A 23,847-nucleotide genomic window follows, 5' to 3' on the forward strand; every position below is an offset into this window, starting at 1 on the left:
CCGGGGCGCGACGTTCACGGGTCGCGCTCCGGCTCGCACCACCCCGCTCCGCTAGATCGTCACCCCGTCGATCTGCAGCGTCTGTACCGCGCCCGCCGCGAACGGGACCGCCACCGACTTGCCGTTCAGGCGGGTGTCGGAGTAGGCGCGGTAGCGGTCCGTGCCGCCCGAGGTGTGGGTGTTCCAGCGGGGGACCAGGCCGTTCGTGCCGCCCGTGACCGTCGTGAAGCGGGAGAGGTCGAACGTCAGGGTCTGGGCGGACGAGGCGGTGTTGATCGCCACGATCACCAGGCGGCGGGCCGCCGCGTCGTACGCCGCCGCCGTGTAGCTGGAGCCCGCGTCCAGGATCGTCATCCCCGGGCGGATGTGGCGGCTGAACTGCGCCATCACGTAGTACTTCGTCTCGATCGCGCCCGGCTGGAGCGTGTTCGCGTCGTACTTGATCAGGCCCCAGCCCGCCGTCGGGTCCATCACCTGCCAGTAGACCCAGGCCGTCGGGTGCAGCCAGCGGAAGTCGTAACAGAGGTTGCGGGCGAGGGTCCAGCCCGTGCCGTCGCTGTCGCCCGTCTCCGAGTTCCACAGCTTCTTGCCCGCGGTCGTCACGACGTCCGTGTAGAGGAGGTCGCGGCGGCCGTTCGCGCCCTGGTAGCCGTGCACGTTCACCTGGCTGACCAGGCCCTTCGTCGTGGCGTTGAAGGAGTTCCAGGTCGAGCGGGCCGTGTCGTAGTTCGTCTCGTCGGACGCGGAGATACGGATCGACTGAAGGCCCCGCTTGTCCAACTCGCTGCGCATGTAGGGGAGTACGGCGGCCTGGACGGCCGGGTCCATGTGGCAGCCCTCCTGGGTGCCGGTGGCTGTCCACCAGGTCGACGCCGGCTCGTTGAAGGGGTCGACCGTCGCGAAGTTCACGCCCCAGTTGTTCTTCGCGCGCAGGGCCACCGCCGCCAGATGGGAGGCGTGCTGGCGGTAGTTCCAGGTCTGGAGGTTGTTGCCGCCGCCCGACGCGCCCGACGGGTTGTGGTTGCTACACATCCACCACATCGGCGAGTTCGCGAACAGCTCGGTCGTCGCGCCGCGGGCCACGGCCTTGGTGAGCGCCGCCCGCTGGTTGGGGTCGGCCGTCCAGTCCCAGGCCGAGGACGCCGGGTCCTCGTTGTTCCAGTCCTGCCAGTAGCCCTCGATCTGTTTGAACGCGGGGATGTTCGGCGAGACGACCATCGACTCGCCGTTCACCGAGTTCGTGCTGCACGCGCCCAGGTTGTAGCGGGCGATGTTCATGCCGAGGCCCGGCAGCGCCGTGCCGTTGTACGTCGTCGTCTTCGTCGTGAACCACAGGTCGGCGAAGTCGTCCCGCGCGCCGAACACGTTCGCCCACCAGGCGAGCGAGGTGCCCCAGCCCTCCCAGGTGCCGTACTTCGTCGCCGGGGTGATCGCGATGGTCGCGTCCGCGTGGGCGGTGCCGGTGGCGAGGGCGGTGCCCACGACCGCGCCGCCGGCCGCGGCCAGCAGGGCTCTGCGGCCCAGCACCGGGGAGGCGGAGGCGCGTGGTTCGGGGCGGTGGGCGTTCCTGGGGTTCTGCGGTGCGGGTGAGGAAGCGGTCATGTCAACTCCGGGTTGCGGGTGCCGGGGTGGGGAGACCCCGGGGGAGGTGGAGAGACGCAGAAGGGAGGCGGAGATACGCAGGAGGGAGATGGGGAGACGCAGGAGGGGGATAGCGAGACGCAGGAGGGAGATAGGGAGACGCAGGAGGGCCATCGGAAGAGTCAGGGGTGAACCCTGAGGTTGTCGAGAGGTCTGACAGCGCTTTCTTCGATTTCTTTCAACGGTTGTGAGAAGGGCAGATAAAAGCCTCGCCGTCAGTGATCATCCGGTTGCGGGGAGGGAGTCCACCTGCTGGGAGAAGGTGCGCGCAGGATCTGGGTGGGTGGCGGCGCCCTGGTCACTTCGCGGGAGCCGCCCTATCGTTCCGGCCGTGAGGACACCCAGGGTCGTCCACCACCGCGGCCGGCGCCGACGGGCCGCGTACGCCCGCGCGCTCTGGACCGCCGCCGAACTCGCCGTCACCCTCGGCCTGGTCCTCCTCCTCTTCGTCGTCCACCAGCTGTGGTGGACCAACCGGCAGGCCCAGGACGGCGCGCGGCGCCAGGTCGAGGCGTTGGAGCGGGAGTGGGCCACCGGGCACGGTGACGGGTCGGCGCCGCTCGCCGGCACCACGGCACCGGGGCCCGACGCGGCACCCGCACGCCCCTCCGCCCCCTCCGCCCCCTCCGCCCCCTCCGCCCCCTCCGCGTCCTCTGCTCCCACGGGCGCCCCGGACTCCGCCCGGCCCCGTCCCGCCCAGGTCTACGCCGTGCTCGCCATCCCCCGCCTCGGGCTGCGCGTCCCCGTCGCCGAGGGGATCGGGCGGGCCGACGTCCTCGACCGCGGGTACGTCGGTCACTACCCGCGGACCGCGCAGCCCGGGCGGCCCGGGAACGTCGCGCTCGCCGGGCACCGCAACACCCATGGCGAGCCCTTCCGGCACCTCGACCGCCTGGACCGCGGCGACGAGATACGGATCGAGACCCGCGACGCCGTCCACACGTACGTCGTCGACCGGACGCTCCCCCGCACCACGCCCGGCGACGGCGGCGTCCTGCGTCCCGTGCCGCGCAGCGGGGTGCTGCCGTCGTACGGGTACGACAGGCCCGGGCACTACCTCACGCTCACCACCTGCACCCCCGCGTACACCTCCACATACCGGCTCGTGGTCTGGGGCAAGCTCCGGTCCGTGCGGCTCAGGTGAGAGCCGGAGTGGCCGCGGTCGCTGCCCCGCCCGGCCGCGCTGTGTTGCCGACCTCCGCACCCGGTGCGACGGTGTTCGAGGCGCCACGCGCAGGCACCGGCCCGTCACGGGACCGCTCTGCCGCAGGCGGGGGCGCCGCGCGTCGACGTGCGGCTCGGCCGCACCCACACGACTCTGCGCCCTCTCGGCATGCCGGCGCTCCGTGAACCGACGCGCGTCCACGATCCCTCGGGGGCAGTGCACAGAAAGCGGGAAATTCAATGGCGAACGGCCCCATGGACAGGCGTGGTCACAACGGGCAGCCCCAGCGCATGAACGGCTCCGGCGAGCCCCAGGGCGCGGAGTACACCGGCAGGTACGTCGTCCTGCTCGACCCGGGCAACCAGGAGAGCGGACTGAACGCACTGCGTTCCTCCGCCGAGATCGCCTCCGTCGAACGCGTCCGCGGAAGCGACGTGGGCAACGTCTCCGAACTGCTGGAGCGCCCCGACGTCTCCGTCCACTTCGAGGAGCTCGCGGCCGCCGTCGTCGAGGTGCGGCCCGAACAGCGCCACGCGCTGGTCACCGCGGCCGAGGCCGACCCGGCGATCATCGCCGCCGAGCCCGAGCGCATGGTGTACGCCATGCCGATCACCGCCCCGACGCAGGCGCCGACCGAGTTCTTCCCGGCCTACCGCAGCGACGAGGAGGTCGTCGACCGTCACACGCGGGCCGAGATCGCCGCCGCCCAGGGCCCGGCCGTGGACGAGCAGACCTTCACCTGGGGCCTCCAGGCCATCCGGGCCAACCTGTCCCACCTGACCGGTCGCGGGGTGAAGGTCGCCGTCCTCGACACCGGTGTGGACACCGACCACCCGGACCTGGCCGGCTGCATCGAGGAGACGATGTCGTTCGTGCTCGGCGAGTCGGTCGAGGACGGCAACGGTCACGGCACCCACTGCATCGGCACCGTCGCCGGCCCGGCCAAGCCCCAGCAGGGTCCCCGCTACGGCGTCGCGTGCGACGCCCGGATCCTCGCCGGCAAGGTCCTCAGCAACCGGGGCAGCGGCTCGGACGGCCAGATCCTCGCGGGCATCGCCTGGGCCATCTCCCGCGGTGCCCGGGTGATCTCCATGTCGCTCGGCGCCCCGGTCCGGCCGGGCGAGCTGTTCCCGCAGACGTACGAGATCCTCGCCCGGCGCGCCCTGGAGCGCGGGACGGTGATCGTCGCCGCGGCCGGCAACGAGAGCGAACGGCCCCCGGTCATCCGTCCCGTCGGCCGGCCCGCCAACTGCCCCTCCATCCTCGCCGTCGCCGCCCTCGACCGGGCGCTCACCCCGTCGTTCTTCTCCAACGGCGGTATCAACGGCCAGGGCGGCGAGATCAACATCGCCGCGCCCGGCAGGGACGTACGGTCGGCGGCCCCCGGCGGCGGCTACCAGCCCCTGAGCGGTACGAGCATGGCCACGCCGCATGTCGCGGGCGTCCTCGCCCTGCTGAGCGAGGCGCACCCGAATGTGTCCGCGGCCGACCTCGTGGCCCGCCTCAAGGCCGGCGCGTTCCCGCTGGCGCAGCCCGTCCGGGACGTCGGCCACGGTCTGCTCCAGGCCCCGTGAGCGAGTCCTCCGCTTCCGCGCCGGTCGGGGTCGTCCTCGCGGTCGACCCCGACCGGTTCGCGGAGATCGTCGACGCCCTGCGGCGGGCCGGGCTGACCGTCACGGGAGAACAGCCCGTCGTCGGCACGCTCTCCGGAACCGCCCCGGAGAACCGGATCGCGGCCCTCCAGGCCGTCGACGGCGTCGAGGCCCTCGACCGCGAACGCACTGTCCAGCTGCCCCCGCCCGACTCCCCGGCCCAGTGAGCCCGTGGGACCGGTGCAACGAACCCCACGTCCCGGACCCGGCCTCGGTGTCCGGGACGTCCTGTATAAACGGGAGGGTGTCCGTGTCGCGCCGAAAGGGGGAGTCAGCCGTGTTCCGAGCCTTTGCCTCGCTGCGTCCCCTCGCCGTCGTGCTCCTCGTCCTCTTCGAGCTGTCCGTGCTGGACGCCGGCACCCTCTCCGCCGCCGTGGCCTTCGCGGCCACCGCCGCGGCCGGGTCGGCCTTCGCCGCCTGCGCGGTCATCGCCTCACGCTGCGCCCCGGTCGTCCCGCGTACGCGCGTACGGACGGCGATCAGGGACCGGGAGCGCCGTACGGCGTTCCTCGCCCAACGCGATCCCGACGCCCGCGGCCGTAGGCGGCCCCGGGCGCCCGGACGTGCCCTCCTGACGGTCACCGCGTAGGGCACACCACCACCTCCTCGCACCACCCCGTGCCCCCGCACGCGGGCCGTCGCGCCGAGTTCCCCGTCATCGGACGCCCCGGTCACCGGGCTGTTCCGGACCACTCCTGGCACGACGAGACCCCTGGAGGGCTCCCACCCATGTCCGTTTTCGCCGACCTTGTCGCGCGGCTCGCCGATCTGCTCGACCCGCTGTTCCACGCCTCCGCCACGGCCGCCGCGATCGTCCTGTTCACCGCGTTCGTACGGCTGCTCGTGCACCCCCTGTCCCGGGCGGCGGCACGCGGGCAGCGGGCCCGGGTCGCGTTGCAGCCGAAGATCGCGGAGCTGCGGAAGAAGCACGCGAAGAACCCGGAGAAGCTCCAGAAGGCGGTACTGGAACTGCACGCCGCGGAGAAGGTGTCACCGCTGTCCGGCTGCCTGCCCAGCCTCTGCCAGCTCCCCGCGTTCTTCCTGCTCTACCACCTGTTCTCCAACAAGCAGATCGGCGGCGAGGCCAACGAACTCCTCACCCACCGGCTGTTCGCGGCACCGCTCGGCGACCGCTTCGCCGACGCCCTGGGCGCGGGCGGCCTCCTCGGGCCGCAGGGCCTCGTCTACGTCGGGCTGTTCCTGATCGTCACCGGGGTCGCGGTGTTCAACTTCCGCCGCACGAAGCGGATGATGGCGGCGGGGACGGCCGGGATGCCGGCCGCCGGGGACGACCAGGTGCCCGGGCTGGCGACGAGCATGGGCGCCGTCAGCAAGATCATGCCGTTCATGTCGTTCTTCACCCTCCTCACCGTGGCGGTGGTCCCGCTGGCGGCCGCGCTGTACGTGGTGACCAGCACGACGTGGAGCGCGATCGAGCGGGCGGCCCTCTACCCCGTGACCCCCGCGGCCACCCCGGCGCCCGCCGCCGCGTAGCGGGACCGACCCGGGACCGGGGGCTACCCGCACGTAGGGGTCCAGTCCGTGAACCGGGTCTTGCGGAGTGAATGGTGACCTTGGACGATCGACCAGTCCTCCGATGGCTGCACCCATCGGTCGGGCGGCCGGCGTTCCAGGGAGAGGGTGACCATGAAGCTGCTGCGAGTCGGTACGGCGGGCGCGGAACGGCCCGCGCTGCTCGATGCCGAGGGTGTCCTGCGGGACCTCTCGGCGATCGTGCCGGACATCGACGGCGAGCTGCTCGCGGACGAGGCGGCGCTCGGCCGGATCCGGGAGGCCGCCGAGGCGGGAGACCTGCCGGAGCTGGACGCGACCGGACTACGGGTCGGGCCGCCGCTCGCCCGGATCGGCAAGATCGTCTGCATCGGGCTCAACTACCACGACCACGCCCGCGAGACGGGGGCCGAGCCGCCCGCCGAGCCGGTGATCTTCTTCAAGGCCGCGGACACCGTCGTCGGTCCGTACGACACGGTGCTCGTCCCGCGCGGGTCGAACAAGACGGACTGGGAGGTCGAGCTCGCGGTCGTCATCGGCCGTACGGCGCGCTATGTCGAGTCCCGCGAGGACGCGCTCACCCATGTCGCCGGGTACGCCGTCTCCCACGACGTGTCCGAGCGGGAGTTCCAGCTGGAACGCGGCGGGACCTGGGACAAGGGCAAGAACTGCGAGACGTTCAATCCGCTCGGGCCGTGGCTGGTCACGGCGGACGAGGTGCCCGATCCGCAGAAGCTGGGGCTGCGGCTGTGGGTCAACGGGGAGCTGAAGCAGGACGGCACGACCGCCGAGCAGATCTTCGCGGTCGGTGAGGTCGTGCGGTACGTCAGCCAGTTCATGACGCTCCACCCCGGGGACGTCATCAACACGGGGACGCCCGCGGGGGTGGCCCTGGGGGAGCCCGCTCCCCAGCCATTCCTGAAGGCCGGGGACGTGGTGGAGCTGGAGATCGAGGGGCTCGGGCGGCAGCGGCAGGAGTTCGGGCAGGCGTAGGCGCGACGGGAAGGATGCCGGGCGCCTGAGGGGCGGGGGGCTGCGGTTCGTCGGCGGCCGCGGGTTCGTCGTGGCCGGTCGCGCAGTTCCCCGCGCCCCTTTGGGTCAGCTGCCGCCGGACTCGCGCTTCACGTGCTGTTCCAGCGCTTCCACCACCATTCGGTGATCCTCCAGTTGGGGCAGGCCCGACACCGTCACCGTGCCGATGACGCCCGTGCCCTCGACCGCCAGGGGGAAGGAGCCGCCGTGGGCCGCGTAGCGGTCGGGGTCCAGGCGGGACGACTCCTCGAACGTCGTGCCCTTGGCGCGGAAGCGGGCGCCGACGAGGTAGGAGGAGGCGCCGTAGCGTTCCACCACGCGGCGTTTGCGGTCGATCCAGGCGTCGTTGTCCGGGGTCGAGCCGGGGAGCGCGGCGTGGAACAGTTGCTGCGGGCCGCGGCGGATGTCGATGGCGACGGGAGCCTCGCGCTCCCGGGCCATCTCCACCAGCAGGGAGCCCAGCGCCCACGCGTCGTCGAAGTCGAAGCGGGGCAGGACCAGGCGGCGTTCCTGCGCCTCCAGTTCCTCGATGCCCGGCGTCTCGGTGCTCGTGGTCCCGGCGCCCGGCGACCCGGGGCCCTGGGGCCCGCTGCTCGGGGTGTTCGTCATGCGAGCCTCACCGCCACTCCCTCGGCCGCCGACTTCCGCGCCGCCTCCAGTACGTCCAGCGCGGCGGCCGCCTCGTACGCCGTGACCGGGTTCTCGCCGGTGCCGCGCAGGGCGGCGGCCACGGCCGCGTAGTAGGCGGGGTAGTCGCCGGGGACGGTCGGGACGGGGCTGCCGCCGCCCGTGGCGGGGGACTCGCCGGCGCCGATACGGCCCCACAGCTCCTCGGGCTCCACACCCCAGGCGGCGCCCGGCGTGGGACGCGCGCCGTCGCGGAGGTCGGCCTCCTGCGGGTCGAGGCCGTACTTCACATAACCGGCCTCGGAGCCCAGCACCCGGAAGCGGGGGCCGAGCTGGGGGGTGACGGCCGAGGCGTAGAAGTGGGAGCGGACGCCGCTCGCGTGGGTGACCGCGATGAACGTGTCGTCGTCCGCCTCGGCGCCGGGGCGACGCAGATCGGACTCGGCGTAGACGAGGGTGGCGGGGCCGAAGAGGGTGAGGGCCTGGTCGACGACATGGCTGCCCAGGTCGTAGAGGAGACCTCCGATCTCTGCGGGGTCGCCGGACTCGCGCCAGCCGCCCTTGAGTTGGGGTCGCCAGCGTTCGAAGCGGGACTCGAAGCGCCGGACCTCACCCAGTTCGCCGTCGGCGAGGAGCTTGCGGAGGGTCAGGAAGTCGTTGTCCCAGCGGCGGTTCTGGAAGACCGACAGCAGCACGCCGCGGGCGTCGGCCAGGGCGGCCAGTCCACGCGCCTCGGCCGCCGTGCCCGCGATCGGCTTGTCGACGACGACCGCGAGGCCCGCCTCCAGCGCGGCGGTCGCCAGTGGGACGTGCGTCCTGTTGGGGGAGGCGACGACGACCAGGTCCAGTTCGTCCGCCCGTGCCCACAACTCGTCCGCGGTCGCCGCGAGTCGTACGCCGGGGAACTCGGCGCGGGCCTGCGCCTGCCGCTCCGGGTTCGAGGTGACGACCGTGTCGAGGGTGAGTCCCTGCGTCGCGGCGATCAGCGGGGCGTGGAAGACGGAGCCGGCGAGGCCGTAGCCGACCAGGGCCACGCGCAGGGGAGCGGCCGGGGCCGCACCGGGCGCGTCCGGTGCGGAGGGGGCCGTACCGGTGGAGTCCGTGCCGTTCGTGGTGCCAGTCATACACCCACTTAAGCAACGCTGTTGCCAAAGTGCAAGCACGGGGGACAATGGAGGGGTGAACGGCAATGGGAACGGCACCGGCAACGGCAACGGGCGCGCCGCGGGGGCGTCGGGAGTGAACCTCCTGGCGCTGCGCAGCCACAACGGCGCGCTGGTGCTGGACCTGCTGCGGACCGCGGGGGCGGCCGGGATAAGCCGCCTCGAACTGGCCGACCGGACGGGGCTCACCCCGCAGGCCGTCAGCAAGATCATCGCCCGGCTCCGCACCGACGGGCTCGTGACGGAGGCGGGCTACCGCGCCTCCACCGGCGGCAAGCCGCGCACCGTCCTGCGGCTCGTCCCCGACGCCGGCCACGCGGTCGGGCTCCATCTGGACCGCGACGCGCTGACCGCCGTGGTCTGCGACCTCACCGGCACCGTGGTCGGCGAGCGGCGCGCCCCGCTGTACCTGGGCGCCGGGGCGGACGCCGTCGTCGAGAGCGCGGCACGCGAGGTGGAGGGGCTGCTCGCCGAGGAGGACGCCCCCCTCCTCGGCGTCGGTGTCGCCCTGCCCGGGCCCCTCGACCATCTGCACGGCGTGCTCCACCGGGTCACCGGGTTCCCGGAGTGGGAGGGGTTCCCGCTGCGGGCCGCGCTCGCCCGGCGGCTGCGGACCCCCGTGGTCGTCGACAAGGACACCAACGCGGCGGCGCTGCGGCTGGCCGTGGCCCTCGGGACGCACGGCTCCTTCGCGTACATCCACCTCGGCACGGGCCTCGGCGCCGGGCTCGTGTTCCAAGGGGCCGTCCACCGGGGCGCGCGGACCCGCGCCGGGGAGTTCGGGCACCAGATCGTCCAGCTGGACGGACCCCCGTGCAGCTGCGGGAACCGCGGGTGCATCGAGGCGCTGTGCCTCGCGGCCGTCGCCCGGGGGGACGTGGACGAGGCCGCGCGCGTCCTGGGGGCCGGGGCCGCGAACCTCGTCGGGCTGCTCGACATCGAGCTGGTGCTGCTCGGGGGACGCACGGTCGAGGAGCGACCCGACGTGTTCGTCAGGGGGGTGGGGGCCATGCTCGACGAGTGGGCCAGGATCCAGGGAGAGGAGCCGTACGTGCCGGTACGGGTCGCCTCCGGCGGGTCGCTCGGGGTCGCGGAAGGGGCGGCCCAGCTGCTGCTGGCACCGCTGTTCGGCCGGGCCGACGGGTAGATCCGCCCGCCGTCGCTCGGAGCGCCCACGCGGCGGAGCCGCATGGGGCGCCGCCCCGCGCGCCCCCGAGCTGTCCGCGAGGAGGCACCTTTCCGCCGCCCTCCGGTGCCCTCCCTCCGCTGATCGAGGGGACTTGCGCCGTCTCCCCGGTGGTCCCGGGCGTGGCTCCCCGCTCGTCCCGGCGGCGCTGGCATGGTCATGTGTTCATGCGACTGTGTACTTGTCTGACCCTGGTGTTCGCCGTCGGAGCCGGCCTCGGCGGTGGTCCGGGAGTGGCGGTCGCGGCGGTGGGCGAGGCCGTCGACTGCGCGGGGGCCGACAGCGAGGAGTTCCCGATCCTGACCCGTATCGACGGGGGACCGGCCACCTATGTCGCCGGCGGTGGCTTCCGGACCTGGGCGGTGGAGCTCACCAACACCACCGACCGGACCTGCGCGGACGTCCACCCGGTGATCGTGCTGGTCGACGACGGGCGGGCCCTGAAGCGGTCGCAGCCGCAGCTGGAGTACTTCGAGGACGCGAAGGGCACCACCTCCCGGCCGGTCGCCTTCGAGGAGACCGACTCGGACGAACTGGTCGGCGTGCTCGACGAGGACGGCGACGGTTTCACCGTGCCCGCCGGCGGCACCCTCACCGTGAAGGTCCGTCTCTCCGTGACCTCCGACGCGGCCGTGCCCAACGACGTGGTGGCCAACGCGGCCGTCGTCCAGCGGCGCGGCGACGACAGCGAATGGGTGGGGGAGTCCGACGACTACCGCTTCCGGATCACCGACGAGGACGAGGACGAGCACGAGCACGAAAGGGAGAGCGAGAAGCGGGACCAGGACGCGGACGGGCGGCGCGACGCGGGCCCGTCACCGTCGGCGGGGAAGAGCGAGCGGCCCGCCGGAGACCGGGTCAGCGCGGAACCCGTCCCGGCGCCGGACGCGGGACCGTACCCCGGGGAACTGGCCGCGAGCGGCACCGGACACGTCCTGCTGCCGTACGCCGTCGGGGTGTTGGCCCTCGCCGTCGGAGGGGTACTGGCGGCAGGGGTGCGCAGACGTCGGGGGTGAACGGGCGGGACGGTCTCAGCGGCCAAGATCGCCCTCCTCATTTCAGCCACGCCACCCTAGGGTTGGGAGCCGATCCGCACGTACGGCAGGAGATCGCACATGGCAGAGCGCAAGCCCATCGAGTCGTGGCTCACCGACATGGACGGGGTGCTCATCCACGAGGGTGTGCCGATCCCCGGCGCCGACGCCTTCATCAAGAAGCTGCGGGACTCCGGCCGGCCCTTCCTCGTGCTCACCAACAACTCGATCTACACCCCGCGCGATCTGCACGCCCGGCTCGCCCGCATGGGCCTGGACGTCCCCGTCGACCACATCTGGACCTCGGCCCTCGCCACCGCCCAGTTCCTGGACGACCAGCGGCCCGGCGGCACGGCGTACGTCATCGGTGAGGCCGGGCTGACCACCGCCCTGCACGACATCGGGTACGTCCTCACCGACCACGACCCCGACTACGTGGTCCTCGGCGAGACCCGCACCTACTCCTTCGAGGCCATGACCAAGGCGGTACGGCTGATCAACGCCGGTGCACGCTTCATCGCCACCAACCCGGACGAGACCGGCCCCTCCACCGAGGGCCCGCTGCCCGCGACCGGCGCCGTGGCCGCGCTGATCACCAAGGCGACCGGGCAGCGGCCGTACTTCGCCGGCAAGCCGAACCCGCTGATGATGCGCACCGGCCTCAACGCGATCGGCGCCCACTCCGAGACCAGCGCCATGATCGGCGACCGTATGGACACCGACGTCCTCGCCGGTATGGAGGCCGGGATGCAGACCTTCCTGGTGCTCACCGGTCTGACCACCCCCGACCAGGTGGAGAAGTTCCCCTACCGGCCCTCGAAGATCGTGGACTCCATCGCGGACCTCGTCGACCGCGTCTGACCCTTCCCTCCATGCCCCCAAGCGGGCGGCGCCCCGGGCGGTAAACCCACGGGCACCCGTACGGAGCAGTCGAGGGCCCTCCCCGGATGCGGCCCCGGTCCCGGCGGGGGAGTCTCAGGAGTCTGGAGGTTCACCATGGGCTCACTGCGACTCACTCTCTGTTCGGGGGCGGTGGCCGCCGCCGCGCTGACCGCGCCGGCACCCACGGTCCACGCGGCCGACGCGGGGAACGTCTCGGTGGTGCCGGCCGCGCCGGCGCCCGGCACCGACATCCAGGTGCGGGTCAAGGGTTGCGGGGGCAAGTCGGGCACCGCCGCCTCGACGGCGTTCGTCGCGGACGCGCAGCTGACCGTGGTCGGCGGCAAGCGGGCCGGCATCCTGTCCGGCGAGACCCGTGTCCGGTCCTCGCTGAAACCCGGCACCTACGGCGTGCGGGTCTCCTGCGACGGCACGGAGGACAAGCTCAAGGGCACGATCGAGGTGGGCGACGGCAAGCAGCCCCCCGCCCGGCCCTCAGCCTCGACCCGGCCCTCAGCCTCGACTCGGCCCTCCGCCCGGCCGTCCGCCTCCGCCCGGCCCACCGGGCGGCGCTCGGCGCCCGCCTCCCCGGTCGCCCCCGTCCGCGCGGGCGGCGGCGGAGCGGCCGCGCTGCTCGCGGCGCACCCGGTGGCCTCCGCGGACGCCGCCGCCTCGGCGGACGGCGTCAACTCCATGGACACCCGCAACACCGGGCCCGGCGCCCGGCACGCGGTGATCGGTCTGGTCCTCGCCGGTGTCGCGGCCGCGGTCGTCGTGGTGCGCGGCGCCCGCCGGGGCCGGAGCACCAAGTAAGGGGTCGCCGTGTCAGGTCAGGACTACTCCGACATCGGCGAGAGCGGCGGCGGTACGAGCGTCGGCCGGTTCACCACCGGTGTCCTCTGGGCCGTACTGCTGCTCGGCCTGTGGCTCTGGGGCCGCGAGGCCACCGACGTACGGCAGGGCACAGCGGCGCCGACCACCGGTGACGTGGCCGCCGTCGGCAGGCCGGCGCAGCCCGAACTCCCGCCCGCCGCCCACCCGTTGAAGGGGGCGCGCCCGCAGCGGCTCGACATCCCCGCCATGGGGGTGCAGGCCCCGGTCGTGGCACGCGGCCTCGACGCCGACGGGGCGATCGACCCGCCCTCCTACGACCAGCCGGGCGTCGTCGGCTGGTACGCCGCCGGAACCCGGCCCGGCGCCACCGGGACCGCGCTGTTCGTCGGGCACGTCGACACCGAGACCCGCCCCGCCGTCTTCTACAAGCTCAGTGCCCTCCGGCTCGGCGAGCTGATCCGCGTGGCCCGCGACGACGGCACCGTCGCCGAGTTCACCGTGGACGACGTGCGGGTCCTTCGCCGTGACGACTTCGACGCCGGACAGGCCTACGGCGTACGGCAGTCGGGCCGCGCCGAACTCCGCCTGGTCACCTGCGGCGGCACCTTCGACAAGAAGAGCCGCACCTACACGGCGAACGTGGTGGTCTCCGCGTACCTCAGCGGCACCCGCCCCTGAACCACCGGCACACGGTCCCGCGCATGGTCGTCCGAGCAGCCCGTGCCCCTCTTCGCAGGCGGTTTCCGTCCGACGTGATCAGGAGACAACAGCTCTCGGTCAGGCGACGGCATCCGCGTGGGCGAGGCAGGAAATATGCCAGGATTGGCCCTTACGACACGGTGCACCCAAGGGGGAGTTGGATGTACGCCAGCAGGGGGGCCGGAGTCCGGGCGTCCGTGGCGGTGGTGGGGGCCACGCTGCTGCTCGCAGGCTGTTTCGGGGGAGACGGCGAAGGCGAGGACGACAAGACCACGGGCTCCGGGATCACCCAACAGCCGAACGGGACGGACCCGTTCTGGGTCAACCCGGACGGGAACGCGGCGGCCCAAGTCGCCGCCTACGAAAAGGCGGGCAAGGACAAGAACGCCGAGCTGATCCGCAGGATCGCCGAACAGCCCACGGGCGAGTGGATCGGCCCCGAGAACCCGGAGCGGGAGGCCAAGGGCTTCACCGAGGCGGCGAAGAAGGCCGACCGGGACGCCCTCCTCGTCCTCTACAACATCCCGCACCGCGACTGCGGCCAGTACTCGGGCGGCGGCGCGGCCGACGGCGACGCGTACCGGGCATGGATCGACGGCGTCGCCCGGGGCATCGGGGACCGCCCGGCCACGGTCGTCCTCGAACCCGACGCGGTCCTCCACGTGGTGGACGGCTGCACGCCGGGCGAGTTCCACGGGGAGCGGTACGACCTGCTCAAGGGCGCGATCGAGAGGCTCGGCGCGCTGAAGAACACGAAGGTGTATCTGGACGCCGGGAACGCGGGGTGGAGCGAGGCCGACAAGATCGCCGAGCCGCTGAAGTGGGCCGGCGTCGACAAGGCCGACGGGTTCGCCGTCAACGTCTCGAACTTCTACACGACGGAGGACTCCGTCCGGTACGGCAAGCAGCTGTCCGCGAAGGTCGGCGGCAAGCCGTTCGTCATCGACACCAGCCGCAACGGCAACGGGCCCTACACCGGGGGCGACAAGGACGAACAGTGGTGCAACCCGCCGGGGCGGGCGCTGGGGGAGACGCCGACGACGAAGACGGGGGATCCGCTGGTGGACGCGTATCTGTGGGTCAAGCGGCCGGGGGAGTCGGACGGGGAGTGCAAGGGGGGGCCGAAGGCGGGGGAGTGGTGGCCGGAGTACGCGCTGGCGTTGGCCAAGGCGTCTGACTGAACGCCGGGCGCCTTATAGCTCGGGGGTGCGGGTTCGTCGGCGGATGCGGGTGGTGTGTGGTTCCTCGCGCAGTTCCCCGCGCCCCTGAAGGGAACGGGCCTGCGGCCCGCCCCTTCATGAAAGCACGGGGCGCAGCCCCGGTCGCTTTTCAGGGGCGCGGGGCGTTGACATATGCGGCTCCGCCGCGTGGGCGCGACCAGCCCCCCACGCACCCGCACCCGAACTACAACCCGGCGGAGCCCTACGGAACCTTCACCCACCGCGCCTTGCTCGGTGTTCCCGCCGTGTCCGTCACGAACAGCATGTACCAGCCGGACTGCACGAGATTCCGGTTCTTCGGCACTGTCACCGTGACGCTGTCGCCGGACGTCGTGAAGTCCACCGCGATGGACTTCTGGTCGACGTCGGTGACATGCGTCGACGCACTCGGCCGGATCAGCCGGGCCGACTTGATGGACGAGGCGTGCCGCGTCCCGAACGTCGCCTTCCCGCCGCGCGCGACCGTCTTCGGTCCGCCCGACAGCGTCGGCCGCCCGTCGCGGTACAGATACGGCGGTGTGTAGATCTCGACGCGCTGCTCGAACTCCCCCGGCTTGGTGTTGGCCTTGTCGGCGTACAGGGAGTCCGATCCGAAGAAGACGACCCGTCCGTCGGGCAGCAGGATCGACCCGGAGTGGTAGTTGCGGCCGACCAGCGGATCGGCGACCCGGCGCATCCTCCCGGTGCGCGCGTCGTAGATGCGTGACTGGAGGATGTTGGAGTCGCCGCGACCCCGGTAGTCCTGCGAGCCGCCGGAGATGAGGACCGTGTCGTCGGGCAGGATCGAGGACTGCGGATACCGGGTGCCCTTGTCGAGGCGCGGTCCGTCCACGAAGCGGGGGCGGTCGTCCAGCAGGTCGACGATCCGGGTCCGCCGGCTGGACCGCTCCGACTCACCGACCCCGCCGCCGCCGATCACCATGTACTTCTCCTTCTGCGCCGGCGGCAGCAGCACCGTCCCCGCGGTCTCCAGCAGCTTGCCGTCGCTCATGCCGGGGATCTTGGTGAACTCGTTCGTCCTCAGGTCCCACACGCCCGGCTGCCGGCCCACGTCGTCCGGGCCGTACCCGGCGTTCGCGCCCGAGTAGAACAGCTTGCCGTTCTGCATCAGGGAGATCGCCGGATACGTCGGGAACTGCCTGACGCCCTTGGTGTACGTCCACTTCCGGGTCGCGGGGTCGTAGACCTCGTTCTTTCCGGGGACCAGCTGGCCGATCTCGTCCAGCCCGGAGAGGCTGAGGACCGTGCCGTCGGTGAGCGTCGTCAGCGTCGGGTACCAGCGGGCCTCGTTCATCGGGTCGACCTTGATGTACCGCTCGGCGACCGGGTCGAACTCATAGGCGTCCCTGATGCCCTGGAAGTCCTTCTTGTCGAGGGCGAGCTTCTGCGCGATGCCGTAGGTGTTGCGGGCGTCGGCGCCCTTCAGGCCCACGATCCGGTAGTTGTCCTCGGTGCCCGTCTCGTACCGCTTGCCGCTGCGCTCGGCCTCGACGTAGGCGCGTGCGAGGCCCGGCTTGTTGCCGGTGAACTTCCCGGTGTCCGGGTCGAAGGTCTTGGTGGCCTTCTTGATCTCGACGTCGTCCTTCAGGACGAACGTCCTGCCGTTCTCCTTGCCGACGAACCGTGTCCCCGGCTTCAGCTCCACCTCCTTGTCGGGGTTCTCGTTGTGGATGATCATCAGGCCGCCGGCCTTGGTGACGTCGCCCTTGAGCTTCTCGTAGCGCTTGGTGCCGCCCGCGATCAGCAGCCGCCCGTTGGACAGCTGGGTGTGCCCGGTGCAGAACAGGTCGGCCGGGGTCGGCACCCGCTTGATCGTCTGCTTGACCGGGTCCCAGACGCGGGTGTCGAACTTCCTGTCGTCGAAGTTGTCCTGGTCGTTGCCCGACCCCGCGATCAACAGGACCTTGCCGGTGTGCAGGAGCGCGGCGTGGATCGTGTTCTGCCGGTACTTCTTCGGGAACTCCACGATCTGCCAGTGCCCGTTGGCGGCCTTGTACTCAGGTCGGTTGATCTTGTACTGGTGGTACTGCTCGGTGCCGAAGCGGTACAGCCACGGCCCGTTCATCCCGGCCAGCGCGAGGACCACCGCCCCGCCGATCGCGAGGCGACGGGCGCGGCGGTGGCCTGCACGGTCCTTCATTCCTTACGTCCCCCAAGTCCGCCCAGGGCGATCTGCATGGTCTGGTCGCTACCCCCGCCGCCCGATCCGGACGCGGCCCAGCTCGGCTTGTGCTGGGGAGCGTGCGGCGCGGGTGGGGCGTGCGGTGCGTGGGGCGGCGCGTGCGGCGTGGGAGCCGCCTCGGGCGGAGCCACCATCGACCCTTGCAGTTCGGCCGCGGCGGCGGCCTTCTTCCTGTCCTGGCGCAGCATGTGGCGCCAGACGAGGATCGGCAGCGCGGTGATCAGCAGGGCGAACGTGGCCCAGATGATCATCGCCGGGTGCGCGTGCCCGTAGACGAGGCCGGCGGCGATCGAGCCGCCGAAGATCGCGATGAAGTACCAGTGGTACCGGAAGGTGCCGAACCACCGGTCGGGGCTGGCCGAGTCGCCCTTGGGCGTGACCACGAACTTGCTCTTGCGGCGCAGCGCCGAGTCGATCAGCGCCTTCGCGTACAGCGGCGCGGACAGCGCGGACATCACCATGCCGGCCACACCGCCGGAGCCCTCGGGCTCGTGCGGGGAGACGTTGTGCCTGCGGTTCCAGACGTACAGGCCTATCTGGAGCGCCGAGGCGTTCCCGTAGAGCATCAGCCACACCGTCGGGTCGATGTTCACGCCCGACGCGCCGAGGCCCAGGAAGAGGGCGCAACTCAGCGCGGCGAGGATCCAGTTGAGGGCGGACATCGGGTAGAAGATGATCATCATGGTGTAGTTGAAGAGCTTGGTCGGCGGCAGCGAGTACCAGCCCTTCCAGTACTGCTTGAGGATCGTCTCGTACGTCCCGCGCGACCAGCGCATCTGCTGGGTGAAGAAGTCCGTCCAGGCGCTGGGCCCCTCGCCCACCGCGAGCACGTCCGGGGTGTACACCGAGCGCCACTTGCGGCCCGTCACCGGGTTCTTGTGGCGGTGGATCTCGAAGCCGGTCGCCATGTCCTCGGTGATCGAGTCGTAGAGCCCGCCGATCTGCTTGAGGGCCTTGATGCGCACGGCGTTCGACGTACCCACGAACATGGGGGCGCCGTAGCGGTTGCCGGCGCGCTGGATCAGCGCGTGGAAGAGGAACTGCTGCGACTCGGCGGCCTTGGTGACGAAGTTGTCGTAGTTGCCGTACACCTGGGGGCCGATGACGAAGCCGATGTCGGGGTCGCGGAAGAAGCCGAGCATCCGCTCCAGGTAGTTGGGCAGCGGGATGTGGTCGGTGTCGACGGAGGCGAAGTAGTCGTAGTCGTCACCGTGGGCGTCGAGCCAGGCGTTGTAGTTGCCGTGCTTGGTCTTGGCGCGGTGCGGGCCCTTGGGCTGGTTCCACTTGGCGATGCCCTTGCGGGAGAAGTGGTGCACGCCGAGGCGCGCGCAGACCGCCTTCACCTCCGGGTCGTCGCCCTCGTCGAGGAGCCACACGTGCAGCAGTCCGCGGTGGCGGAGCCTGACGGCGGCCTCCAGGGTCTTCGTCACCATCTCCAGCGGCTCCTTGCCGGGCACGAAGGAGGTGAGGAAGGCGACCCTGGTGCCGACCTCGGGGACCACGGGGACGGGGTCCCGGGCGACCAGCGTGGCGTGCGCGTTGGACAGCACGTTCATGCAGCGGAAGAACTCGATCAGGCCGATCGAGACCAGCATGACCATGTCGAGGGCGGGCAGGAACTCGTACTCGACGTAGTCGCGCTTGGTCCAGTGCTCCGGCTGGAGCAGCCAGGTGAGCAGGACCAGGGAGAGCAGCGGGGCGGCGGCCAGCATCAGGGCGACCCTCAGGCGGTGCGGCTCCTGGGAGATCAGGGAGCGGTACTGCACCGTGTAGGGCTTGCCCGGATCGGGCTGGGTGAGGGGCCCCGCGAGTCGGCTGTAGTGCTCGTAGTCGTATCTCGGAAGTGTCTTCCTCAGCTTTCGGAAGGTGCCGGTCCGGTGCGACGGGACCTTCAGTCGTGTCGTGTCGGACGGGTCGGAGTTATGCCGGGCGCCCGTCGGCGTCATGAGTCATTCCCCCCGCACACACGTTCGTGTGTGTTAGTCGGTCTTCCGCCCGCTTCGGTCCCCCTCGACCGTTACGGACGCATCGGTGGCGGATCGTCGCCGCCACCATGTGATCTACACCATGGAGACACGGGGCGGCGAACCTTCCGGTTCCTTCGACGCCCCCCAGGCATTCGTTCGAGAGTTCGCGCGTCGCGGTGTCGCCGGGCGGCTATGATCCGCATCCCCGGCGGGCATCGCTCGCGGCCCCTCAACTGCCGTGTATCCGCAGCCCCTTGCGGCCCAGGGTTCTATGGCGCTCTTCTTGATCGCAAGACGGAAACGCGGTGTTTACCGGTCATACGCGGTGTTTGGGGCGTCAGTGGGCGATCTGTGAAACCTGGGGCGCTTTGCGGGGGTGCGTGGGTATGCGAAGAGGCCCCTCGCTGCTGCGAGGGGCCTCTTCTGTGGTGCGCCGCCAGGGACTCGAACCCCGGACCCGCTGATTAAGAGTCAGCTGCTCTAACCAACTGAGCTAGCGGCGCGTGCGGTGAAAGTTTACCGGAGGGACGGGGGTGCTTCCGACCATCGTCGGGGCGCCGGGGCCGGGTCGCCGGCGGCCGCGTTGTGTGGGGGGACGTGTGGAAGCGTGCGAGGTTCCGCGCGCCCCCATGGTGCATCGAGAGCCCCCTGTTCTCCGGGGTGCGGGGATCGCGCGAAGATCCGCGCGTACATCATTTGGACCGTCAGCATGCGACAGCACGAGACACTTGGAAAACTTGATGTCGTGCAGAATCGTGGAATTCTCCGCCCCGCCCGCGAGGGGAATCGCATGGACGCTCCGGCATTCGAGGAAATCGATCCGGGGGCCGCCTGCGAATGCCCCGGCTGTGTTCACTGGCGGCGAGTGATGCCGTACTCGACCCTGTACGACCACCCGGGTCATCCCGCCGCCAAAACGGCCAGGCGTGCCCTCGTCGTGGCCACGGCGGCCGGTGCCGCCCTCGGTGCCGGGCATGGCGCGCCGGCGGTCGCGGCGGCCCACGCTCCCACCCTGCCCGGGGGCATTCCCGCAGGTGAGGGGCCCGACACCCCGCAGGGGGAGAAGGCCCCGCTGCACGGCCCGGCGGGGCGGCCGGCCGACGAGGAGAAGCCGTCCGAGAAGGTGAGGACGCCGCCGATCAGCCGGGCGGAGATCATCCGGCGGGCCAGGACCTGGATCACCGCCGAGGTGCCGTACAGCATGACGGAGTACTGGCCGGACGGTTATCGGCAGGACTGTTCCGGATTCGTCTCCATGGCCTGGCATCTGCCCGGGAACGAGTGGACGGGCAGCCTGGACAACTTCGCCGAGCGCATTTCCAAGGAACAGCTGCGACCCGGCGACATGCTTCTCTTCCACAATCCGAGCGACCCGCACAGGGGCTCGCACGTGGTGATCTTCGGCGGCTGGACGGACTCCACGCACAGCGCGTACATCGCCTACGAGTCGACCCGCCCCCACGCCCGCCGCGAGGTCACCCCGTACGGCTACTGGTCCAACCCGACGCACTATGTGCCGTACCGCTACAAGGGCGTGGTCGACGACGGCACGGTGTTCCCGGACGGGGAGACGGACGGCGCCACCGAGGACCCCGACTCCTCCGGGAGCGGCGGTACGAAGGGGTCGGCGAGTCCGTCGAGCGGCAGCCGGTACCCGGGTGCCGCCTACTTCGGGCCCGGCGCCGACAACCGGTACGTCACCCGGCTCGGGCAGATGCTGGTGGAGCGCGGCGGGGCCCGCTTCTACACCGCCGGGCCGGGGCCGCGCTGGTCGGACGCGGACCGCAGGGCCACCCAGGCGTTCCAGCGGGCGCAGGGCTGGACCGGGGCGGACGCGGACGGGCTGCCGGGCCCGTCGACCTGGTCGTACCTGGTGACCGGGAAGGGCCAGGACATTCCGTCGGCGGGCAGCGCGGGCCCGCGCAGCAGGCCGCCGGTCATGTCCCGACCGCCGGTCACGACCAAGCCGCCGCTCACACCCGGGCCGCCCGGCGGCCCCGGGACGCCCGCGTCGCACGGCGTGCCCGGGTACCCGGGGCGGGGAGCGTTCCGGCCCGGCGCGTACAACGCGCACGTCACGCTGCTGGGCCAGCGGCTGGTCGAGAGGGGCTTCGGCAAGTACTACACCTCGGGTCCGGGGCCGCGCTGGGGCGAGGAGGACCGGCGGAGCGTGGAGGCGTTCCAGCGGTCCCAGGGCTGGCGCGGCGGCGCCGCCGACGGCTACCCGGGCCCGGAGACCTGGCGCCGCCTCTTCTCCTGACCGATCCGCGGACCCATCCGCTCCGCCCCTCCCCGGCCCCGCACCTCGTCCCGGCCACGGGCCGCCACCCCACACCCGCACCCCACCCCGGCCACCGGACCCCGCCCGGTACCCGCCCCGACCACCGCCGCTCGCCCGGCGCTCGACCGCAGACCGGCGGCCCCGATCCCGACGCCGCACCCGCCCGATGCTCACCCACACGCTCGCCCCGTCTCACCCTCACCCTCGCCCCGTTCTCAACCCCCCGCCCGCCCCTCTTCACCCTCATCAGTTCGCACCACGGTTCTTCCTGCGCGGAGGCATGGAGGCACGTATGAGTACGACCACCTCACCCACACCGGAGCCGGAAGGGGTCGCGCGGCCCGCGCGGCTCATCCAGAACGAGACGACCACCGAGATCCCCGTCCATCTGCTGTTCCGGGACGACCCGGCCCCCGTGTCCGTGCCGGTCACCCCCGCCGTCGTGGGCCGCCGGCGCGGCACCGGGGAGCAGCCGCGGGTGCGGCGGGGCCCCGCCTCGGTGAAGCCGCGGCCCACCGTCGAGGTCGACCCCGACCTGGTCGAGCGCCCCGCGCGGGTGCTGCCCGGCATGGTGGGCGTACTGGGCGGGACCTGCGGCGTGGCCGGATGCGTCCTGACGTCGTGGTGGGCCGGCGTGCTGCCCGATCTGGTCGTCAGGGCGCTGGGGCTGCCGACCGGGTACGCGGGGGGACTCGGCCCGGCGCAGTGGGCCGCGTACACCGGGGCCGGGGCCCTGACGCTGTTCGGGTTCGGCGGGCTCGCGCGGGGGCGGACCGGACGGGCCTGGGTGCTGAACCTGTTCGGCCGGTACCGGGGGACCGTCCGCCGCGCCGGGCTGCTGTGGGTGAACCCGCTCGTGCTGCGCCGCCGGGTCGACGTACGGCTGCGGCACTGGCGGAGCGAGCCGATGCCGGCCGTCGACGCGAACGGGGTCGCGCTGCGGGTCGTCGTCCTGGTCGCCTGGCGGATGAAGGACACCGCGCGGGCCGTGCTGGGGATCGAGGACCACGAGCGTTATCTGCGCGAGTGCGTCGAGGCGGCGCTCTCCCGTGTGCTCTCCCAGCTCCCCGCCGACGTACCGCCGAACGCCCTCGTCCGGGACTCCACCCTGCGCAACACGGAGGCGGTCGGCGAGGCGCTGACCCGGCTGCTGGTGGCGGACACGGCGCCGGTCGGCCTGGAGGTGTTCTCCGTGCAGCCCGTCCGGATCGAGTACGCGCCGGAGGTCGCCGCGGTGATGCAGCGTCGGCGGATCGCGGCGCTCGACGCCCAGCACCGCGACACCGTGCTCACCTCGGTCGTCGACTCCGTCGAGGACACGGTGACCCGGCTGACGATGCGTGGCCTCGTCGAACTCGACGACTACGAGCGCAAGGCGCTGGTGAAGGACCTGACGGTGGCGTTCTACACCGGGCGGCGCGAGGCGTCCCCGTGAACACGGGCCCGGCGGGGCCCTGTCGTTGATATGGACACAGCCAACCGTCGCTCCTACTCTGATGCTTGGTCTAGACCTGGAACATCCCCACGTACTCCAGGGAGCGGCAGCATGCGTCCAAGGACCTTCACCCGAAAACGCGCCAAGTGGTACGCCGTCGGCGTCGGTCTCGCCACCATGGGGGCCCTCGTCCTCTCCAGCGGCGGCGCCTCCGGCCACGGCTACACCGATCTCCCCGTCAGCCGGCAGAAGCTCTGTCAGAACGGCACCGTCACGAACTGCGGCGACATCCAGTGGGAGCCGCAGAGCGTGGAGGGCCCGAAGGGCTTCCCGGGCTCAGGGCCGGCTGACGGCCAGATCTGTTCCGCCGGGCACAGCAGGTTCGGGCAGCTCAACTCGCCCACCAGGCCGGGCGGCGGCGCCTGGCCCACGACCAGGGTGACGGGCGGCCAGAACCACACGTTCCGCTGGCAGTTCACCGCCATGCACGCCACCACCGACTTCACGTACTACGTCACCAGGCCGGGCTGGAACCAGAACCACGCGCTGGCCCGCTCCGACCTCAACCTCACCCCGTTCTTCACCGTCCCCTACAACGGTCAGCGACCCCCGTCCACGCTCTCCCACACCGGACGCCTGCCGTCCGGTCTGAGCGGCCACCACGTGATCCTCGCGGTGTGGACGATCGCCGACACCGGCAACGCGTTCTACGCCTGCTCGGACGTCACGTTCTGACCGACAGCGCACCGGCCCCGCGAGTTCTGAGCATCGCTTGAGCTGCGCGGGGCCCCCGCACGGGTAGTTTCCCCACACACCGCCGACCAGGGCGGTCAGCGAACGCGGGGGATCACCATGGATATGTTCCTGTACATCGTTCCCGGTCTGATCATGGCCGGTGTCGCCTTCGCGGCCTACCGCGTACTGCGCCGCTGGGTGCAGATCCAGCGGGCCTGGAACAGCGGGCTGAGGGCGGAGGGCCGCTGCCTGAAGGCGTTCACCACGGTCAGCAAGGCCATGGGGCAGAGCAGCTCCGTGCACACCACGATCCACCATGTGTACGAGTTCACCACCCGGGACGGCCGCCCCATCCGCTTCGAGGAGGAGGACGGCCCGATGACCACCGTCGAGGGCGACTTCGTCACGGTCTACTACACCGAGGGCCCGTCCGTGGTGGCCACGGCCCACCAGCCGGGCCGGGTGAAGCGGGCGGCGGCCAGCTTCGGCATCCTCGCCTTCCTCGGCGCGATCTTCGTCTTCTGTGTCGGCTTCATGGTCACCTTCCACCAGATGTCCGCCGACACCACCTTCCCGAGCCCGTGACCGACATGCGCCTCCCCA

The 23,847-nt window shown here is 71.7% G+C and carries 21 protein-coding genes and 1 tRNA gene; 16 read left to right on the forward strand and 6 right to left on the reverse strand.

Annotation, left to right across the window (positions count from 1 at the left end; all coding sequences use genetic code 11):
- Window positions 1-51 precede the first annotated feature (51 nt).
- Window positions 52-1,527, reverse strand: coding sequence for a beta-1,6-galactanase (locus SMA5143A_RS20340; protein ID WP_107464433.1), 1,476 nt, complete (start codon window positions 1,525-1,527; stop codon window positions 52-54).
- Window positions 1,528-1,972: 445 nt separating this feature from the next.
- Here SMA5143A_RS20340 and SMA5143A_RS20345 point away from each other — a divergent pair, with 445 nt between their 5' ends.
- The 6 genes from SMA5143A_RS20345 to SMA5143A_RS20370 all read left to right on the forward strand — a co-directional run bounded on the left by SMA5143A_RS20345 (window position 1,973) and on the right by SMA5143A_RS20370 (window position 6,963).
- The gene (locus tag SMA5143A_RS20345; protein ID WP_107464319.1) at window positions 1,973-2,785 is read left to right on the forward strand and encodes a class E sortase; all 813 of its coding nucleotides are present in this window, start codon (window positions 1,973-1,975) and stop codon (window positions 2,783-2,785) included.
- A gap of 275 nt (window positions 2,786-3,060) precedes the next feature.
- Window positions 3,061-4,380 (forward strand): S8 family peptidase, encoded by a 1,320-nt coding sequence (locus SMA5143A_RS20350; protein ID WP_258193636.1) that lies wholly within the window; start codon window positions 3,061-3,063, stop codon window positions 4,378-4,380.
- Window positions 4,377-4,625, forward strand: a complete 249-nt coding sequence (locus tag SMA5143A_RS20355) for a hypothetical protein (RefSeq protein WP_107464321.1) — start codon at window positions 4,377-4,379, stop codon at window positions 4,623-4,625. The genes SMA5143A_RS20350 and SMA5143A_RS20355 overlap by 4 nt, the downstream gene beginning before the upstream one ends.
- A gap of 110 nt (window positions 4,626-4,735) precedes the next feature.
- The gene (locus tag SMA5143A_RS20360) at window positions 4,736-5,047 is read left to right on the forward strand and encodes a DUF6412 domain-containing protein (protein ID WP_107464322.1); all 312 of its coding nucleotides are present in this window, start codon (window positions 4,736-4,738) and stop codon (window positions 5,045-5,047) included.
- A gap of 140 nt (window positions 5,048-5,187) precedes the next feature.
- Window positions 5,188-5,952 (forward strand): YidC/Oxa1 family membrane protein insertase, encoded by a 765-nt coding sequence (locus SMA5143A_RS20365; RefSeq protein WP_107464323.1) that lies wholly within the window; start codon window positions 5,188-5,190, stop codon window positions 5,950-5,952.
- A 153-nt stretch (window positions 5,953-6,105) separates the two neighbouring features.
- Window positions 6,106-6,963 carry a fumarylacetoacetate hydrolase family protein gene (locus SMA5143A_RS20370; protein WP_107464324.1) on the forward strand — a complete coding sequence of 286 codons (858 nt, stop codon included), beginning with the start codon at window positions 6,106-6,108 and terminating at the stop codon, window positions 6,961-6,963.
- A 105-nt stretch (window positions 6,964-7,068) separates the two neighbouring features.
- Here SMA5143A_RS20370 and SMA5143A_RS20375 read toward each other — a convergent pair whose 3' ends face one another.
- Window positions 7,069-7,611, reverse strand: a complete 543-nt coding sequence (locus tag SMA5143A_RS20375; RefSeq protein ID WP_258193637.1) for a heme-degrading domain-containing protein — start codon at window positions 7,609-7,611, stop codon at window positions 7,069-7,071.
- A complete protein-coding gene (locus SMA5143A_RS20380) occupies window positions 7,608-8,753 on the reverse strand; it encodes a Gfo/Idh/MocA family oxidoreductase (RefSeq protein WP_258193638.1) in 1,146 nt (381 codons plus the stop codon). The genes SMA5143A_RS20375 and SMA5143A_RS20380 overlap by 4 nt, the downstream gene beginning before the upstream one ends.
- A gap of 55 nt (window positions 8,754-8,808) precedes the next feature.
- Between SMA5143A_RS20380 and SMA5143A_RS20385 the strand changes: the two genes are divergently transcribed.
- The 6 genes from SMA5143A_RS20385 to SMA5143A_RS20410 all read left to right on the forward strand — a co-directional run bounded on the left by SMA5143A_RS20385 (window position 8,809) and on the right by SMA5143A_RS20410 (window position 14,605).
- Window positions 8,809-9,939, forward strand: coding sequence for an ROK family transcriptional regulator (locus SMA5143A_RS20385; protein WP_258193639.1), 1,131 nt, complete (start codon window positions 8,809-8,811; stop codon window positions 9,937-9,939).
- Between the two features lie 206 nt (window positions 9,940-10,145).
- Window positions 10,146-10,994 carry a cell wall protein gene (locus SMA5143A_RS20390; RefSeq protein ID WP_107464437.1) on the forward strand — a complete coding sequence of 283 codons (849 nt, stop codon included), beginning with the start codon at window positions 10,146-10,148 and terminating at the stop codon, window positions 10,992-10,994.
- Window positions 10,995-11,093: 99 nt separating this feature from the next.
- Entirely contained in the window at window positions 11,094-11,873 is a 780-nt protein-coding gene (locus SMA5143A_RS20395) for an HAD-IIA family hydrolase (protein WP_107464325.1), read from the forward strand.
- Window positions 11,874-12,008: 135 nt separating this feature from the next.
- Window positions 12,009-12,704 (forward strand): hypothetical protein, encoded by a 696-nt coding sequence (locus SMA5143A_RS20400; RefSeq protein ID WP_107464326.1) that lies wholly within the window; start codon window positions 12,009-12,011, stop codon window positions 12,702-12,704.
- Window positions 12,705-12,713: 9 nt separating this feature from the next.
- A complete protein-coding gene (locus tag SMA5143A_RS20405; RefSeq protein ID WP_107464327.1) occupies window positions 12,714-13,403 on the forward strand; it encodes a class F sortase in 690 nt (229 codons plus the stop codon).
- A 182-nt stretch (window positions 13,404-13,585) separates the two neighbouring features.
- Window positions 13,586-14,605, forward strand: coding sequence for a glycoside hydrolase family 6 protein (locus SMA5143A_RS20410; RefSeq protein WP_181361944.1), 1,020 nt, complete (start codon window positions 13,586-13,588; stop codon window positions 14,603-14,605).
- 241 nt (window positions 14,606-14,846) lie between these two features.
- Here the strand turns inward: SMA5143A_RS20410 and SMA5143A_RS20415 are convergent, their stop codons facing one another.
- The 3 genes from SMA5143A_RS20415 to SMA5143A_RS20425 all read right to left on the reverse strand — a co-directional run bounded on the left by SMA5143A_RS20415 (window position 14,847) and on the right by SMA5143A_RS20425 (window position 19,296).
- Entirely contained in the window at window positions 14,847-16,784 is a 1,938-nt protein-coding gene (locus SMA5143A_RS20415) for a kelch motif-containing protein (protein WP_107464328.1), read from the reverse strand.
- Window positions 16,781-18,772 (reverse strand): glycosyltransferase family 2 protein, encoded by a 1,992-nt coding sequence (locus SMA5143A_RS20420; RefSeq protein ID WP_107464329.1) that lies wholly within the window; start codon window positions 18,770-18,772, stop codon window positions 16,781-16,783. The genes SMA5143A_RS20415 and SMA5143A_RS20420 overlap by 4 nt, the downstream gene beginning before the upstream one ends.
- 447 nt (window positions 18,773-19,219) lie before the next feature.
- Window positions 19,220-19,296, reverse strand: a tRNA-Lys gene (locus SMA5143A_RS20425).
- A 287-nt stretch (window positions 19,297-19,583) separates the two neighbouring features.
- On the opposite strand from SMA5143A_RS20425, the gene SMA5143A_RS20430 reads away from it, so the two are divergent.
- The 4 genes from SMA5143A_RS20430 (at window position 19,584) to SMA5143A_RS20445 (ending at window position 23,829) form a co-directional block, all read left to right on the forward strand.
- The gene (locus tag SMA5143A_RS20430) at window positions 19,584-21,053 is read left to right on the forward strand and encodes a peptidoglycan-binding protein (protein WP_107464330.1); all 1,470 of its coding nucleotides are present in this window, start codon (window positions 19,584-19,586) and stop codon (window positions 21,051-21,053) included.
- Between the two features lie 313 nt (window positions 21,054-21,366).
- Entirely contained in the window at window positions 21,367-22,509 is a 1,143-nt protein-coding gene (locus SMA5143A_RS20435) for an SPFH domain-containing protein (protein WP_107464331.1), read from the forward strand.
- 111 nt (window positions 22,510-22,620) lie between these two features.
- Complete coding sequence (locus SMA5143A_RS20440) at window positions 22,621-23,244, forward strand: lytic polysaccharide monooxygenase auxiliary activity family 9 protein (RefSeq protein WP_107464332.1); 624 nt, start codon at window positions 22,621-22,623, stop codon at window positions 23,242-23,244.
- Window positions 23,245-23,361: 117 nt separating this feature from the next.
- Window positions 23,362-23,829, forward strand: coding sequence for a DUF3592 domain-containing protein (locus SMA5143A_RS20445; protein ID WP_107464333.1), 468 nt, complete (start codon window positions 23,362-23,364; stop codon window positions 23,827-23,829).
- The last annotated feature ends 18 nt before the right edge of the window (window positions 23,830-23,847 follow it).

It is taken from the genome of Streptomyces sp. MA5143a, from assembly GCF_900290235.1.
Classification (GTDB): domain Bacteria; phylum Actinomycetota; class Actinomycetes; order Streptomycetales; family Streptomycetaceae; genus Streptomyces.

What these genes read in the sequence shown, in the direction of transcription:
- SMA5143A_RS20395 (WP_107464325.1), top strand. Translation starts at nt 11,094, where the DNA reads ATGGCAGAGCGCAAGCCCATCGAGTCGTGGCTCACCGACATGGACGGG.
- SMA5143A_RS20435 (WP_107464331.1), top strand. Translation starts at nt 21,367, where the DNA reads ATGAGTACGACCACCTCACCCACACCGGAGCCGGAAGGGGTCGCGCGG.
- SMA5143A_RS20430 (WP_107464330.1), top strand. Translation starts at nt 19,584, where the DNA reads ATGGACGCTCCGGCATTCGAGGAAATCGATCCGGGGGCCGCCTGCGAA.
- SMA5143A_RS20440 (WP_107464332.1), top strand. Translation starts at nt 22,621, where the DNA reads ATGCGTCCAAGGACCTTCACCCGAAAACGCGCCAAGTGGTACGCCGTC.
- SMA5143A_RS20380 (WP_258193638.1), bottom strand. Translation starts at nt 8,753, where the DNA reads ATGACTGGCACCACGAACGGCACGGACTCCACCGGTACGGCCCCCTCC.
- SMA5143A_RS20350 (WP_258193636.1), top strand. Translation starts at nt 3,061, where the DNA reads ATGGACAGGCGTGGTCACAACGGGCAGCCCCAGCGCATGAACGGCTCC.
- SMA5143A_RS20410 (WP_181361944.1), top strand. Translation starts at nt 13,586, where the DNA reads ATGTACGCCAGCAGGGGGGCCGGAGTCCGGGCGTCCGTGGCGGTGGTG.
- SMA5143A_RS20370 (WP_107464324.1), top strand. Translation starts at nt 6,106, where the DNA reads ATGAAGCTGCTGCGAGTCGGTACGGCGGGCGCGGAACGGCCCGCGCTG.
- SMA5143A_RS20375 (WP_258193637.1), bottom strand. Translation starts at nt 7,611, where the DNA reads ATGACGAACACCCCGAGCAGCGGGCCCCAGGGCCCCGGGTCGCCGGGC.
- SMA5143A_RS20365 (WP_107464323.1), top strand. Translation starts at nt 5,188, where the DNA reads ATGTCCGTTTTCGCCGACCTTGTCGCGCGGCTCGCCGATCTGCTCGAC.
- SMA5143A_RS20420 (WP_107464329.1), bottom strand. Translation starts at nt 18,772, where the DNA reads ATGACGCCGACGGGCGCCCGGCATAACTCCGACCCGTCCGACACGACA.
- SMA5143A_RS20415 (WP_107464328.1), bottom strand. Translation starts at nt 16,784, where the DNA reads ATGAAGGACCGTGCAGGCCACCGCCGCGCCCGTCGCCTCGCGATCGGC.
- SMA5143A_RS20390 (WP_107464437.1), top strand. Translation starts at nt 10,146, where the DNA reads ATGCGACTGTGTACTTGTCTGACCCTGGTGTTCGCCGTCGGAGCCGGC.
- SMA5143A_RS20445 (WP_107464333.1), top strand. Translation starts at nt 23,362, where the DNA reads ATGGATATGTTCCTGTACATCGTTCCCGGTCTGATCATGGCCGGTGTC.
- SMA5143A_RS20400 (WP_107464326.1), top strand. Translation starts at nt 12,009, where the DNA reads ATGGGCTCACTGCGACTCACTCTCTGTTCGGGGGCGGTGGCCGCCGCC.